Genomic DNA, 14638 nt, shown 5'->3' on the forward strand with positions numbered 1-14638 from the left:
CCTTCATACCTATAATATTTTGAAAACTATAACTCGTATTGTAATGAATATATAAAAATTTACTTATATGCTTAGCGTATTTATTTTATAAGTCTGATCGCTTCAGAAAATTTAAGCTCTTTGTTTTTAAAAAGATTGTATCAGGTCGCATCTTTTTCGCTAAGTATGACGATAGTTGAGCCAAGCTCGAAATTTCCAAGGCGATCGCCCTTTTTGATGTGTAAATTTCATACTCATAAATTTGCGTAAAATTTGCCACCACATTTGTTTGGATGCGACCATCAAAGCAAAATTTCATCTTACCCACATTTAGCGCACCCACGAAAAATAAGTCGTTACAGCTAGGATTAAATTTGCTCTAGCATTAGTTACTCTTTTTTAAAAATAGAGCCAAACTACGAAAAATTACCATTGCAGGTTAATTTGCCGCCTTGCAAATTTAATAAATTTATCTCTCTTTCTTTTGCAAATTCTTTTTATTATCCCTATGCGCCATAAAGCATGCACATATAAAAACAAAAATCGTTATGACTAGGATTAAATTTTGTCCTGGCATGAAAGCTCCTAATTTGTAAATTTAAACCTCTTTTGCGCTGTTTTTAAAGACATTTACCACGCTGGCTCGTTTGTGGCAAATTTCAGCATACTCTTTTTCACTCTTTGAGTCATAGACTATGCCAGCTCCAGCTCCGACAAAGACGTCGCTAAAGCCGTTTTTGGCTGGCACAAAGATGGCTGAGCGGATGAGGATCGCAACCTGAGCGTCGCCATTAAAATGCAAAAATCCAATGCCCCCGCCATAGATATTTCGCTCAAAAATTTCAAGCTCATTGATTATCTGCATCGCTCTGATCTTTGGCGCACCGCTTAGCGTGCCAGCTGGGAAGATGCTAGCTAACACGTCAAAAAGATTAAGCTCCCTAGCGCACTTGCCATAGACGTCGCTAACGATGTGCATCACTTTTTCAAATTTCTGGATATGCATCGCATTTTTCACGACCACGCTCTTTGACTCTGAGACCCTGCCGATGTCGTTTCTGGCAAGGTCGATTAGCATCTTGTGCTCAGCCAGCTCCTTTTCATCACTTAGCAGTTCATTTTCAAGTGCCACATCAGCGTTTGCGTCACCACCCCTTGGTCTTGTGCCTGCAATTGGTGCAACAAAAATTTGCTCACTTTTCATCTCAAAAACAAGCTCAGGCGACGAGCCAACCACATCGCCATAAGGCGTAGGAAAATGAAACATATATGGGCTAGGATTTGCTATGGCAAGCTTTTTGTAAAAGTCTAGGCTGCCCATATTCGTTGAAATTTCAAGTAGCTCCCCAAGCACCACCTGAAAGACGTCGCCGCTTCTTATGTATTCTTTTGCCACTTCAACCATATCTTCAAAGTGTTTCTTTTCGTTACTAAGATCAGTTTTTATGCTAAATTCGCACTCTTTTTCGCCCTTATGCTCTGACTTTAAATTTAGCAAAAAGTCGTAATACCTCTCTTTATCTCCATAAAAAGTGTAAATTTTACTCATCTTATCAAAGTGCAGATATGCTTTAGCATCGGCATAGATAAATTTTGGAAATTCATACTTTTTAGCCTTCTCCTCACCGATATATTCAAAATATCTCACGCCATCATATGCAAAAACGCCAAAAAGTCCAGCAAAAGGTGCGAGCGATCTGTTACGATTAGTATCAAAGTAACTTCTAAGTCCGTAAAAGTCCATATCCTTTTCATCGATATATTCGCAATCAATGCCGATTATCGTTTGCGTCTTGTCTTCAGCAAGGTAGCTATTTTTAAATTTCTCTCTGATCGCTTCATAATAAAAAAGTGGTTGTTCTAAGAGCATATTTTTCCTTTTAAATTTTTATTGATTATAAAAAATTTTCGCTTTTACTTTTTAGAATTTTGGCTAAATTTTTAAATTTACGCCTTTTTTACTATTTTTTTAAGAGCCCCTTGGCTAAAATTTGCACCAGTCGAGGGAGAAAAAATGCTTTTTGTAGAACTATTTATAATCGGTATCGGCGTTGGTTACATCGCTGGGTTTTTTGGCATCGGTGGCGGCACGGTCGTCGTTCCTATAATGGTCGCCTTTGGATACGGCATCAAAGATGCCATTGGCATAAGCGTCATGCAGATGATCTTTAGCGCGACGTTTGGCTCGTATCTAAACTACAAAGCCGGCCTTTTAAAGCTAGATCGTGGTGTGGTTTTGGGGCTTGGAGGCTTGGTTGGAGCCAGCTTTAGCGGTATCATCGTATCGCACGCGCCTGCACTCTTACTTGAGTCTATGCTACTTGCGACATTTGTCTTCTCGCTTATAAAGCTATACTTTTCACCAAATAGCGACGGCTCAAATGCGAATAATTCGCTTTTTTTGCTATTTTTAGTTGGCGTTTTTGTTGGCGTTTTTGCCATTAGTATCGGCATCGGCGGAGGCGTCTTTATCGCTCCTATCTTGGTTGGCTTTTTGCGTTATGAGCTGAAAAAAGCCGTTTCTATGGGTGTGTTTTTCGTTATGTTTGCAGCCATCGCTGGCTTCACCTCACTCTCACTAAATGGTCACATCTCATACGCTGAGGGCACATTTTTAGGTCTTGGCTCGCTAATAGGCGCATACTTTGGCACCAAAAAGACGCAACATACCGACAAAAAAACACTTAAAAAATGGTTTTTGGTCTTTTACATAGCGATGATATGTTTGATATTAAAAGATATGTTTTTTGAGTAAGAGCATGGCTAAATTTGCCACGCTCTTTTTAAATTTCTTCAAAAAAGTAGGCTTCGCTTAGTTTAAAAGCAAGCTCTTTTAGCTCATCTTCGCTTAAATTTACGCTCTTTGCGATCTCTTTAAGACTAGCCTTGCCGTCAAATTTCAATGCAGCCTTGATCTCTTCAACGCTTAAACTAAGCTTGCCATTTAGCTCGTTTGCCAAAGAAATAACTGGCGAGCTGGTATTTAGAAAATAGCCCAGATACGCCGCAGCTCTAGGCTTTAGCCTAGTTTTTTTAGGCTCATAATCAAGCGCAATAAGTTTTGATGATGAAATTTTAGTGTTTTGATCATTTAAAATTTCAAGTAGCCCCATAAAGCCCTCGCTCTCGTTTTCGCCAAGAGCGGCTTTTACCTCGTTTAAATTTAAGCTTTGCGGGTAGGCCTTGCTTAAAATTTCTTGCGTTTTTGTCCTTGGCTGTTCGCTAAAGTAGGCAAAATTTAGGCTATTTAGCTCGCTCTCTCCAAGCACCGCGTCAAAGTCATCAGCGCCACCAAGCCTTTCTTTGTGCGCGATGAGGCTCTTTCTAAAGGATCTATTAAACAAAAAGTCGTTTAACTGTTCTTTTTTGATGCGAGTGTTGTAGCTTTGCTCGATGTGCGCGTCAAAGCGGTATATCCCAGTTGAGCTTGCAAAGATATCATTTAGCGAGGCATCTATGACGTAGCAAAGTCCGTGTTTGTCGATGTGTTTGGCAAATTTATGAAAATAAGTTGGCTCGTTACTAGCCTCCAAAAAGTCATGCAAAATGTAATAATCACTCCCCTTTGCGATGATGCCTTGCAAGAAATTTAGCTGCGTCAAAAGTAGCTTCATACTATCTTTATAGACGACGTCGCTTTGGCTTTGCAGGCTAAATTTCAAGTAATCCTGCAAGAAATTTAACTCATCTTTTATGTGAGAAAGCGCCTCTTTGCTCTCCTTGCCAGCGCTCGCAAAGAGCATGAAGTCTCTTAAGATATCAAGGCTCTTCCAGCCTGGGTAGGTGTTATAAGAGACGTAGGCGATGCCGTCTTTGCTAAGTAGTGCCTTTATCGTTGCAAGTAGCGCGTCTCTTACGTTTGGGCTCACCCAGCTATAAACGCCGTGAGCAATGATGTAGTCAAACTCGCCAAGCTCCTTGATGTCGTGCTCATTCATGTGTAAAAAGTCACGCTCAAGAAGGGTGAAATTTTTTAAACCCATCTTCTTTGCGATCTTGTTACCCTCTTCTACTTGGTGGCTTGAGATGTCGATGCCAACGACCTTTGCCTCTTTGTGAGAAGCTGCAAATGGCAAGATATTGCCACCATACGATGAGCCAAGCTCAAGCACTCTGGCATCTTTTAAATTTGCCGCCTTTAGCCCTAGAAATTTAGCCACCGCCTCTATCCTAACGGGCGAGCAGTCGCTAAATGCAGCTGAGAAATAAGGAATTTCGTCGTAAGCTTTTTTTGCCTTGTTCATCAGCCGTGCTTTCTGGCAAATTCTCTCATGAACTCACCAAGTTTATCAACGTCGCTTTGGCTAACGGCGTTGTAGATAGAGGCTCTTATGCCGCCAAGATGTCTGTGACCTTTTAGCCCTAGCATGCCCTCTTTTAGCGCTTCTTCGACAAAAACTGGCTCAAGCGCATGATCTTTTGGAATCGTAAAGCTCACGTTCATATCTGACCTGCTTGATTTTTTGGCATGTCCCACGTAAAAGCCATTTGAGCTATCTATGATGCTATAAAGCGTGCTTGCTTTTTTGGCATTTATCTTCTCAACCTCGGCAAGTCCGCCAAGGTCTAGCAGGTGCTGCATGGTTAAATTTAAAAGATAAATTCCAAAAGTTGGCGGTGTGTTATAGAGCGAGTTTGCCTCTACGTGCGTTTTGTAGCGCAAAAACATAGGGACGTTTTGGCTACTCACGCGATCAACTAGGTCTTTTCTTAAAATAACGATAGTCACGCCGCTTGGGCCTGCATTTTTCTGAGCGCCGCCGTAAAGCAAGCCGATACTGCTAAAATCAAGCGGTCTAGCGAAAAAATCACTCGAAGCATCGACAACAAGGGGCGATTTGGTCTTTGGCATAGCCTTATACTGCGTGCCGTAAATCGTGTTGTTTGAGCAAATGTAGGCATAGTCGGCGTCATCGCTAAATTTAAACTCAGGTATATAAGAGAAATTTTCATCCTCGCTGCTTGCGACGACATCTACATTTACGCCAAGCACTTTTGCCTCTTTGATGGCTTTGTTTGTCCAAACGCCAGTGTTTGCATATTCAGCCCTGCCACCTTGATATAAATTCATCGGTATCATGCTAAATTGCAAGTGTGCGCCGCCTTGCAAAAATAAAATTTCATACTCATCGCCGATGCCGTAAAGCTTTCTTATCTTCTCCATCGCGCCAAAGTGGATCTCCTCGAAGGTCTTGCTTCTGTGGCTGATCTCCATGATCGAGTAGCCCTCGCCTCTGTAGTCGGTAAATTCAGCCTTTGCGTGCTCTAAAACATCTAATGATATCGCGCTTGGGCCCGCGCTAAAGTTGATTTTTCTACTCATTTTTACTCCTTGATAATTGCTTTTTTATGTGTGTTTTGCGAGATAAGCTCGATCTCATCATTCAAATTTAAATCCCTAAGATCAGCTCTCTTGCCATCTTTTCTAACCTCGATAAGCCCCTTTGTGCTCTCAAAAAAGAGCTCCCTCATCTCATAGGCTTTCTCCAAAGAGCCAAGGGCTGAGCCAAGAAGCAAGATCTTTCTTTGCACGGCGTTTGTTAGGGCATTTTGCTTGTTTGCCACCTCACTAAATTTTAGCTCGATCCTAGCTTTTAGAGCATTTGATGAAAATTTAGAAAGTAGTAAATTTAATAAATTTTGCTTCTTTGTGATCTTTAAATTTAAAGCGCTATCAAGATCGTCGCTAAGCCTGTCAAGATACTGGAAAAACGCCTCTTCATCAGGCAAAAGATCAAGCATGGCTGCACTTGGCGTAAGCGACCTGCGGTCTGCTACAAAGTCGCTTATGACATAGTCTATCTCATGTCCGATAGCGCTTATGACTGGCGTTTTTGTAGCGTAAATTTCACGTGCCAAACCCTCGTCGTTAAAGCACCAAAGGTCTTCTTTGCTGCCGCCTCCGCGAGCCAAAACGATCACATCAACGCCGTATTTATCGGCCCTTCGCAAGGCTTTTATAAGTGAGCTTGGGGCACTTTCGCCCTGAGTTAGTGCGTCAAATATATAAATTTCACTTAGCCTCCAGCGGCTTGTGACTACTTTTAGCATATCCTGAAGTGCGGCTGAAGTGGCGCTTGTGACAAGGGCTATTTTTTTAGGTAAATTTGGTATCTCTTTTTTTGCGCCGATGTCAAAAAGTCCCTCGTTTTCGAGCTTTTCTTTAAGCTGTCTAAACGCAAGCTCAAGCTCGCCCTCGCCATCAGGCAGCATAGCACTAGCCACCAGCTGATACGACCCACTTGGCGAATAAATGGTCACTTTGCCATAAATTTTGACCTTCAAGCCCTCTTTTGGCAAGAATTTTACCTTTTGGTTATTCATGCGGTACATCACAGCTGAGATGCTTGACTTTTCGTCCTTTAGCGTGAAGTACCAGTGCCCAGAAGCATGCTTTGTAAAGCGTGAAATTTCACCACTTACCTCGACGTAGTCAAGTGTCGCTTCAAGCAGCGCCTTTGCTTTTTCGTTTAGCTCAGATACGCTAAGCATTGATCTCTTTGACCTTTTTAGCGATAAATAGCGTCGAGATGTCCATGCTAAAGCCCTTACAAAGCTCTATCTCAAAGCCAGCTTCAACTAGCTCGTCGCAAAAGCTCTTTGCGTCTAAGAAATTTTCGATCGAGCTTGGCAGATACTCGTATGCCTCTTTGTTTTTTGAGATAAAGCCGCCGATACTTGGCAAAATTTTACTTAGATAAAAATCTCTTAGCGCAGTTATAAAGCCCTTTTTCTGGCGTTTGGTAAATTCGAGCACGACGACGTATCCGCCATCAGCCAAGACCCTGTTAAACTCCCTAAGCGCAGCCTTTCGCTCGACCACGTTTCTTATGCCGTAGCTTATGCTTAAAATTTGAGCCTCACCGCTTGCAAGCGTTGTATTATCAGCGTAGGCCTCTATAAATTTAAAATTTGGAAATTTCGCTCTCGCCTCTTTTAGCATGCCACTTGATGGATCGATGCCAGTTAGGCTTTTCATCTCTACACCAAATTCTTTTGAAATTTCACTCCAAAGCCCCATCATATCGCCAGTGCCGCAAGCCACATCCACGATATTTATGCTTTTATTTTTAAAAATTTCTAGCATATACCTGCAGGCAAATTTTCTCCAGCTCACATCCACGCCAAGACTTAGCACCCTGTTTGCGACGTCGTAAGTCGGAGCGATCTGGTTAAACATATCAACTATTTTTTCTTGTTTTTGCATAAATTTTAGACCTTTATATGTAGTAAATTTTTAAATTTCGCGAGATTTTGCGAGTTGCTTTTATAAATTTAAGCCGTTTTTTTAGTATCTCTTCTCTAGTTTTGTAAATTTGTTTGTAGATTTTACTCTCAAGTTTTTCTTTGCCGGCAACCTCTGGCAAGCGCTCTAAGATGCCAAGCCAAACGTCATAGTCTTGAAGTGCGCCAAAGATCTCTTGCATATCTTTTGTGCGCTCTTCATACTTTTTAAGCCCGTCAAAATAAAATATCTCACTCAAAAACTCGTAAGCATATCTCACCTTTTTAAGCTCGATCCTGATCTTATGAAAGCTATCATTTGGGCAGTCTTGATCTAGGCTTTTTAGCCTTTTTTGAGCTAATACCATAAGCGTTCTTAGCTTAAACGAGCCAAGGCGCGAAAGGCTCACGTCAAAGAGCTTTGACCTGTAAAACTCGCCCTCGTTTAAAAATATCTCCCACTCTTTTAAAAATGAGTAGTTTTCCTCGTCACTTAGATAGCTTTTAACGTTTTCATACTCTAAATTTAGAGCCTTTTGCACAAAGTAAATTAGCTCATTTGCGTGCTTTTGCTCGCTTAAAAAGCCTAGAAAAATGTCAAGGTCTCGCTTTTTGTTGGTTGAATTTGCCAAAATTTTAAAATTCTCTCCAAAAAAGAGCGTCACTTTCTCATCAAAAACGCCGTTAAAAATTTTAAGTAGCGACCTAACTTTTCTTAAATTTACTCGCAAGTTGTGTAAAATTTCCTCGTCGTGATCTTGCAGATATTCGCTCTTTAGCCTCTTTATCTCTTTATATATGCTTAAAAATAAAGCCCTAAGTGCCTCGCCACTTTTTAAATTCGCAGTAAAATTTGGCGAAATTTCTTTGTTTTTAAAGACTAAGTAGGCTCTTTTGTAGTCGATTTGTTCATTTTCGTTTGCGTGGATGGCTAGAAATTTGTTTTTATATCTTTTATCACAGGTGACATCAGCTTGGCAAAACTGCTCCAAAAATGGTGGCAACTTAAAATAAACAGCCTCATTTTCATCACTAAATTCTATCTCAAACGTGCAAAGGCCGTTTAAGCCGTCTTTAAAAACATCGATGTTGCAGGGGTTGTTGTTTAGCCTAAAGATATATCTATCTTTTGTGATGACGTGGCCGATGCGGTTTTTTAGAGCCTTTTTAAACTCCGCCTTTTCGCAAAATTCCTCGTTTTCCTCTCTTATAAGATCTTTGCCGATCTTGATCGTTTTTATAAATTTACCATCTTCACTTCTGAAGCGGATCTCTTCATTTTGCGTGATCTTGGTATAAAACTGAGAAATTTCAAGGTGCTTAAAAACTACTCCAGCATCTTTTAAAAAATCTAGAATTTGAGAATTTTTGAGTAAAAATTTACGCTCTATCTCCAAACCCACATTTTTCTCCGAAATTTTTTGTTTATTTTAGCAAGTTAGTGCTTAAAATAATGAGAAAAATGCTAATTTTAGGCTTGTTTGAAGTATTTTATGAAGAAAAATAAAAATTTATGTTGCATAATGCAACATAAATTTTGCCTTATCGGCAGTGTTTACAGCTTTTTACGCTAGCAACGATATTTAGGCGCTCGATGATGTTACCGATCTTTTTTTCAAGCGCTTCTTGGTATTTACCAAGCTCTGAGTCATCATAACTCATATCCTCGACGCTACCGCAGTTTTCGCAAACCACGTGGATGTGCGGATGCTCGTAAATGTCGTATCTCGCCTTTTGATTGACGATATTTACTTCAACCACTAGACCCTCGTCTTTTAGAGTGTTTAGGTTTTTATAAACAGTTGCTAGCGAAACTGATGGATTTTCTTTCAAAATTTCATCATAAAGCTCATCGATCGTTGGATGTGTGTGACGATCAAGAATTCTCAAAACGCTAAGACGCTGCGGCGTTACTTTAAGCCCAGACTGTTTTAGCAACGATACATATTGCATAATTTTCCCCTATACAAATTTTTGCTTTATGCTAGCAAAAGTAATATTAAACGTTTCTTTATTAAATGATATTAATTATTCTCTAGTAATTTTTGGGTAATTTGCTCAGCGCTTATGCCAAGGCTCTTTTCGACCTCAGCTGTCGAGCCATGCTGGATAAATTTATCATCATACTCAAAACTAACAACGCTTACATTTGATATGCCATTTTCTTGTAAAAAGGCACTTACGATCTCGCCAACACCGCCTTTTTTAGCGCTATCACTAAAGATATACCACTTTTTAGTGCGTTTTGCCAGCTCATATAAAAGCTCTCTATCAAGCGGCTTTACAAAGACTAGATCGACTAAGATCGCTTCAAGCTTGCCAGCTAGTAAATTTCTAACCAAATTTGCCCTACCAACGCCGTTGCCATAGCCTAAAAATGCGGTCTCGCTCTTTGCATCGGCTAAAATTTCACCCTTGCCAAACTCTAACGGTTTAGCCTTAAACTCGTCCCTTAAGATAAATGCCCCACGCGGATATCTAAACGCGCTAACACCCTTGTAAGAGTAGGCAAATTCCATAACATTTTTCATGCTCTCTTCGCACCTTGGAGCAAAAAGAACCATGTTTGGCACAGCGTTTAAAAAGCTGATATCAAAAGCGCCCTGATGCGTTTCGCCGTCCTCGCCCACGATGCCCGCCCTATCCATCGCAAATGTGATGTTTAAATTTAAGATAGAAGCGTCGTGAATGACCTGATCATAGGCTCTTTGCATAAAGGTCGAGTATATCGCGACAAATGGCTTAAAGCCCTCTTTTGCCATGGCTGACATCGAGGTAACTGCGTGCTGCTCGGCTATCGCCACGTCCCAAAAGCGGTCTGGAAACTCATGTATGAGCGCGTCCATGCCAGTGCCTGTTGGCATCGCAGCCGTTACGCCAACGATGTCGCTGTGCTCTCTTGCCATCTTTAAAAGCTGCTCGCTAAAGATCGCCGTGGCTGACTTGTTTGACTGCCTTTTGATAAATTCGCCACTTTTTAGATCAAACGGCCCAACTCCGTGCCAATTTTCATAGTAACCCTCGGCAAATTCATACCCTTTGCCCTTTAGCGTCTGCACGTGCACGATGACTGGTTTTTTCATATTTTTAGCGGTTTCAAATGTGCTAAGAAGCGCTGAAAGGTCGTGTCCATCGACTGGGCCTATGTACTCAAGTCCAAGTTCTTCAAAAAACATGCCAGGAGTGATAAGCCTGATGCCCTCCTCCATGCGTCTAGCCATGTAGGCTGCAGAGTCTGGCATATAGCTTAAAAAGCGCTCAACCCTGCCTTTAAATTTTTGATAAAACTGCCCTGCCATCATCTGGCTTAGATACTTGCTAAGCGCGCCTATTGGCTTGCTTATGCTCATTTCGTTGTCATTTAGGATGATGACGCAAGGATATTTTCTGTCCCCCAGCTCATTTAGTGCCTCGTACGCCATGCCGCCACTTAGCGAGCCGTCGCCTATGACAGCTACTGGCAAGCGCTCTTCATTTTTTAGTTTGATCGCCTTTGCAGCGCCAACTGCTAGTGAAATGGACGTTGAGCTATGGCCTGCCACAAAGTAGTCAAATTTACTCTCGCTTGGCTTTGTGTAGCCGCTGATACCGTTAAATTTCCTAAGCGTATCAAAGCTCTCCCAGCGCCCAGTTAGCAGCTTATGCGCGTAGCTTTGGTGGCTCACATCAAAGATAAATGGATCTTTTGTAACGTCAAAAATTTTATGCATCACAACGATGATCTCGACTGCACCGATGTTTGAGCTAAGATGGCCGCCATTTTTACTAACGGTGGATAAAATTTTATCTCTGATGTCGTGGCAAAGTGCGTTTAGCTCATCGACATTTAGGCTTTTAACGTCTTTATTCATTATTTACCAGCATTTTTAGCTTCTCAAGCCTTGTTTGCATCGTCGCATCGATGTTTCCGCCCTCGCTTATTATCACCACGCCGCCCTTGCTTATGGCATCATCAGCACTTACTTTTACGCGTTCGTTTTTACTAAATTGCTCTTTTAGATAGTCACTATCTTCTGGATTTACGCGAATTTCTATGTTTTTTACGTCGCTTAGCTCTTTTATAAGCGAATTTGCTAGGTGATGAGCGATCTGGCTAGATGCGCTTGAAACCTCTTTTTCTATCACCTCTTTGGCGATCTTTATCGCAGTTTGCCCAAGCTCTTCCTCGCTCTTTTTCAAAAACTCATCAAATTTAACGTACTGCTCATCTAGCTTTGCAGCTGAAGCGCTAAATTTAGCCTCAAGCTCTTTTATCTTTGCCTCGTTTGCAGCGTTTGTTTGAGCGATGCCTTCGTTTTTGCCATCCTCTTTTGCGCGGGCGATCTCAGCTTCAAGTCGCTTTGCAAATTCGCTCTCTTGATTTTCTATTTGCATTTGAAGTTTGATGATGTTACTGCTTAGCTCATCTGTCTTTTTAAGTAGCTCCTCGACAAAACTCGAGTCAAATCCAGGCTGGTGCGCTTGGCTATTTTGAGGCTGAGGCGCAAAGTGATTTTGCATATTTGGTTGCACTGGGTGTGACATCTGAGGTGCGAAATTTTCACCACCTTGCTCTAAATTTTGCTCATTTAGCTCTTCACTAAGGTTGTTCTCTTCTATCAAAACAGGTGCGCTATCTTGGGCTCTTTCATTGCTCCCAAGCACCTTAAATCTATAATTTTCTATAAAGTGAGCCGGCGAGGTCTCACTTGTTATTACGCTACTTTTCATTCTATCATCTCATCTGCTTCGCCAACTTGGAAGACACCTTGATCAGCTAGACCTTGGACGACCTCAACGATGCGTCTTTGCGCCTCTTCAACATCTTTTACACGAACAGCGCCAAGGTATTGCATCTCCTCCTTGAAGGCTTCGGCTGCACGCTGAGACATATTTGATAAAAATTTATCTTTAATGCCATCGCTTGAACCCTTAAATGCAACCATAAGGTCTTTTTTATCGACATTTTTGAGAATTTCTCTAATCGCAGTTGCGTTAAGGTTGATAATATCTTCAAATGTAAACATAAGCTCTTTGATCGTTGTAGCAAGCTTATCGTCGCTTTGCTCGATGCGCTCGATCGTGCTTTTGCTAGCTTTTTGGCCAAGTCTGTTAAGCACTTCTGCCACAGCTCTTGGACCACCAACCTCGACCTTGTAAGATGTGAGGCTTTCAAGTTTGCCCTCAAGCACGGTTGAGACACGCTTGATCACTGATGGACTGATCTCGCCAAGGTTTGCCATCCTGATCACGACCTCGCTTCTTAGCTCATCTGAGAAAAAGCTTAGCGTCTCGGCGGCACTTGTTGAGTCCATGTGGGCAAGAATTAGCGCGATAGTTTGAGGGTGCTCTTTGACGATGAAGTCTGCGAGTTGCTGTGGCTTTATCTTATCAAGATAGCCAAAGCTCTTTGAGTTTTCCATGCTTTTAGCAAGCTTGTCTAAAATTTTCTGAGCAGCTTCTGGACCAAATGTGCGGTATAAAATTTCTTTTGCATACTCTAAGCCGCCACTTCTCATATATTGGTTTGACTGCATTAGAGCGTAAAATTCTTCTAAAATAGCGCCTGCGACTTGTTTGTCTATATTTTTCGCAGTTGCTATGTAGCCTGAAATTTCGGTGATGACGTCAACATCCATGTGCGAAAATATAAGAGCTGTCGCCTCTTCACCAAGCTGTATTAGTAAGATAGCGATCTTTTCAGGCATTGAAAGATCGTCATATATCATCTTTTGCTTATCGGTTAGTTTTATAGACATCAAATTTCCTTACGCATGTTAAAGTCACTATCATTTTTAACCATATCTTGGAGTAAATTTGAAATTTCCTCACTTCGCTCGGTGACTACTATCTTCATCTTTTCAAGAAGGACATCGTATTTTAGCTCGTCTTCGTTAAATTCACCACTAAGACCAAGCTGCTCCTCGACCTTCTTGCGAGCGGCTTTAAATTTCTCGAGCGTATCTTCTGCATCCATCTCGATCTCTTCAAGATCGTCCTGGGCTTGCTCCTCTTCTTCTTTAGTCTCTTCAAGCATCTTTTGCATAAATGGCACGATAACTTTTTTGTAGAAGATATAAAGTAGCAGTGCTGCAAAAATGTATTTAAGTAGCGGCAAGAAAGGCATCACGTAGTTGTTCATAAAGCCGTCCATCTTCTCGCCAGTACTGACATCTTTACCAGTTTTAAACTCGAAGTTATCCAAGCTTACCTCGTCGCCTCTATTTTGGTTGTAGCCGATTGATTGCTTGATTAAATTTGTGATTGATTCTCTTTGCTCTTTAGTAAGCGGGGCAAATTCAAGCTCACCAGTTGGTTTGCCGTCTTTATCCTTTTTGCTTTGATAAAGTCCGTCTATAACGACAGCTGCGCTTACTCTGTTTATGCTAGCAAACTGCCCTTTGACATTTGTCACTTTCTTTGAAATTTCGTAGTTTGTCTGCTGTGAGCTTTTATTGTACTGCTCTTTTAAAGTGCTATCATCTAGTCCTTGAACAGGACCTATGTTACTAACCGCACCTGGGACGCCGCCCACTTCATTTGGAGCTGAGCCTTGACGCTTTTCTTCGATGTTGCTCTCGCTTCTTACGACGTTATTTGGGTCATAAACCTCGCTTTTTGTATCTTTTTTGTCAAAGTCAAAGTCGATATTTACCTTTGCTACGACCTTATCCGCACCGCCTACGATAGGAGCTAGGACATTTACGATCTTTTGCTCATAATTATTTTCAAACTCGCGCTTATAACGGATCTGCTGAGCTATGGCATCACTATCAAACTCACCGTCTTCATCGCCAAGTGCGACGCCGTCTTGATTGACGATCTTGACATTTTCTGTGCTTAAATTTGTAACAGAGGCAGCGACTAGGTTTTTAATGCCAAAAATTTGCTTCGCATTTAGACTAACTCCTGGCTTTAGCTCAACGACGATAGAAGCAGTCGGAAGTGCTTGTCTTTCAGTAAAGACGCTCTCTTTTGGTATGGCTATTCTTACGGTTGCTTTTTGAATAGATGAGAGACTCTCGATCGTTCTAGCTAGCTCGCCCTCAAGCGCTCTTTGAAATTTAACTCTCTGCTCAGCATCAGTAGCTCCAAATTCTTGCTTGTCAAAAATTTCAAAACCGATCTTGCTCTCTTTTGGTATGCCAAGCGTCGCAACAGCGATACGCTCTTTATATACATCACTCGTTGGCACAAGAATGGTGCCTTCATTTGCTAGTTTATACTTGATGCCATCTTTGTTTAGCTGATCGACTATTAAGGCTGAGTCGCTTGGGCTGATGTTTTCAAAAAGGACGCTATATCCTGCAAAGCTATCACTTTTGCTTTTATAAAGCGTTAAAAATACCAAAAAAGCCACAACTAAAACGATCGAGCTACCTGCTACGATCTTTTGTTTTAGTGAAAGCTTTTGATAAATTTGACTTATTTGATGAAGTAATGCCTTAAAATCCAT

General features: G+C 41.4%; 12 protein-coding genes and 1 pseudogene. 1 reads left to right on the forward strand and 12 read right to left on the reverse strand.

Features of this window, described 5'->3' with window-relative positions:
• Window positions 1-140 precede the first annotated feature (140 nt).
• Both CYP84_RS00465 and CYP84_RS00470 read right to left on the reverse strand, forming a co-directional pair.
• A pseudogene (locus CYP84_RS00465) lies at window positions 141-331 on the reverse strand (phosphatidylserine decarboxylase); the annotation flags it as partial.
• A 246-nt stretch (window positions 332-577) separates the two neighbouring features.
• Window positions 578-1849: an anthranilate synthase component I family protein gene (locus tag CYP84_RS00470; protein ID WP_103636314.1), complete on the reverse strand. Its 1272-nt coding sequence runs from the start codon at window positions 1847-1849 to the stop codon at window positions 578-580.
• Between the two features lie 144 nt (window positions 1850-1993).
• On the opposite strand from CYP84_RS00470, the gene CYP84_RS00475 reads away from it, so the two are divergent.
• On the forward strand, window positions 1994-2734 hold the full coding sequence (locus tag CYP84_RS00475) for a sulfite exporter TauE/SafE family protein (RefSeq protein ID WP_103636315.1): 741 nt from the start codon (window positions 1994-1996) through the stop codon (window positions 2732-2734).
• Between the two features lie 28 nt (window positions 2735-2762).
• Here CYP84_RS00475 and CYP84_RS00480 read toward each other — a convergent pair whose 3' ends face one another.
• The 10 genes from CYP84_RS00480 to fliF all read right to left on the reverse strand — a co-directional run bounded on the left by CYP84_RS00480 (window position 2763) and on the right by fliF (window position 14638).
• Window positions 2763-4223 (reverse strand): class I SAM-dependent methyltransferase, encoded by a 1461-nt coding sequence (locus CYP84_RS00480; RefSeq protein ID WP_103636316.1) that lies wholly within the window; start codon window positions 4221-4223, stop codon window positions 2763-2765.
• Entirely contained in the window at window positions 4223-5302 is a 1080-nt protein-coding gene (gene serC / locus CYP84_RS00485; protein ID WP_103636317.1) for a phosphoserine transaminase, read from the reverse strand. Before serC ends, CYP84_RS00480 begins: the two co-directional genes overlap by 1 nt.
• Window positions 5303-5304: 2 nt before the next feature.
• Window positions 5305-6471 carry an exodeoxyribonuclease VII large subunit gene (gene xseA, locus CYP84_RS00490; protein WP_103636318.1) on the reverse strand — a complete coding sequence of 389 codons (1167 nt, stop codon included), beginning with the start codon at window positions 6469-6471 and terminating at the stop codon, window positions 5305-5307.
• Complete coding sequence (ubiE, locus tag CYP84_RS00495; RefSeq protein WP_103636319.1) at window positions 6464-7186, reverse strand: bifunctional demethylmenaquinone methyltransferase/2-methoxy-6-polyprenyl-1,4-benzoquinol methylase UbiE; 723 nt, start codon at window positions 7184-7186, stop codon at window positions 6464-6466. Before ubiE ends, xseA begins: the two co-directional genes overlap by 8 nt.
• A 13-nt stretch (window positions 7187-7199) precedes the next feature.
• Window positions 7200-8606, reverse strand: a complete 1407-nt coding sequence (locus CYP84_RS00500; RefSeq protein WP_258033861.1) for a CHAD domain-containing protein — start codon at window positions 8604-8606, stop codon at window positions 7200-7202.
• 139 nt (window positions 8607-8745) lie between these two features.
• Window positions 8746-9156 carry a Fur family transcriptional regulator gene (locus CYP84_RS00505; RefSeq protein WP_009294652.1) on the reverse strand — a complete coding sequence of 137 codons (411 nt, stop codon included), beginning with the start codon at window positions 9154-9156 and terminating at the stop codon, window positions 8746-8748.
• 71 nt (window positions 9157-9227) lie between these two features.
• The gene (gene dxs / locus CYP84_RS00510) at window positions 9228-11054 is read right to left on the reverse strand and encodes a 1-deoxy-D-xylulose-5-phosphate synthase (RefSeq protein ID WP_103636320.1); all 1827 of its coding nucleotides are present in this window, start codon (window positions 11052-11054) and stop codon (window positions 9228-9230) included.
• Window positions 11047-11913, reverse strand: coding sequence for a flagellar assembly protein FliH (fliH, locus tag CYP84_RS00515; RefSeq protein WP_103636321.1), 867 nt, complete (start codon window positions 11911-11913; stop codon window positions 11047-11049). Before fliH ends, dxs begins: the two co-directional genes overlap by 8 nt.
• Entirely contained in the window at window positions 11910-12941 is a 1032-nt protein-coding gene (fliG, locus tag CYP84_RS00520) for a flagellar motor switch protein FliG (protein WP_012001435.1), read from the reverse strand. The genes fliH and fliG overlap by 4 nt, the downstream gene beginning before the upstream one ends.
• Entirely contained in the window at window positions 12941-14638 is a 1698-nt protein-coding gene (gene fliF / locus CYP84_RS00525; protein ID WP_021089613.1) for a flagellar basal-body MS-ring/collar protein FliF, read from the reverse strand. Before fliF ends, fliG begins: the two co-directional genes overlap by 1 nt.

Source organism: Campylobacter concisus, from assembly GCF_002912425.1.
GTDB lineage: Bacteria > Campylobacterota > Campylobacteria > Campylobacterales > Campylobacteraceae > Campylobacter_A > Campylobacter_A concisus_AH.

Bases quoted from the DNA above. Each gene is read 5' to 3' on its own strand.
- CYP84_RS00470 (WP_103636314.1), bottom strand. From the start codon at position 1,849: ATGCTCTTAGAACAACCACTTTTTTATTATGAAGCGATCAGAGAGAAA.
- CYP84_RS00475 (WP_103636315.1), top strand. From the start codon at position 1,994: ATGCTTTTTGTAGAACTATTTATAATCGGTATCGGCGTTGGTTACATC.
- CYP84_RS00480 (WP_103636316.1), bottom strand. From the start codon at position 4,223: ATGAACAAGGCAAAAAAAGCTTACGACGAAATTCCTTATTTCTCAGCT.
- serC (WP_103636317.1), bottom strand. From the start codon at position 5,302: ATGAGTAGAAAAATCAACTTTAGCGCGGGCCCAAGCGCGATATCATTA.
- xseA (WP_103636318.1), bottom strand. From the start codon at position 6,471: ATGCTTAGCGTATCTGAGCTAAACGAAAAAGCAAAGGCGCTGCTTGAA.
- ubiE (WP_103636319.1), bottom strand. From the start codon at position 7,186: ATGCAAAAACAAGAAAAAATAGTTGATATGTTTAACCAGATCGCTCCG.
- CYP84_RS00505 (WP_009294652.1), bottom strand. From the start codon at position 9,156: ATGCAATATGTATCGTTGCTAAAACAGTCTGGGCTTAAAGTAACGCCG.
- dxs (WP_103636320.1), bottom strand. From the start codon at position 11,054: ATGAATAAAGACGTTAAAAGCCTAAATGTCGATGAGCTAAACGCACTT.
- fliH (WP_103636321.1), bottom strand. From the start codon at position 11,913: ATGAAAAGTAGCGTAATAACAAGTGAGACCTCGCCGGCTCACTTTATA.
- fliG (WP_012001435.1), bottom strand. From the start codon at position 12,941: ATGTCTATAAAACTAACCGATAAGCAAAAGATGATATATGACGATCTT.
- fliF (WP_021089613.1), bottom strand. From the start codon at position 14,638: ATGGATTTTAAGGCATTACTTCATCAAATAAGTCAAATTTATCAAAAG.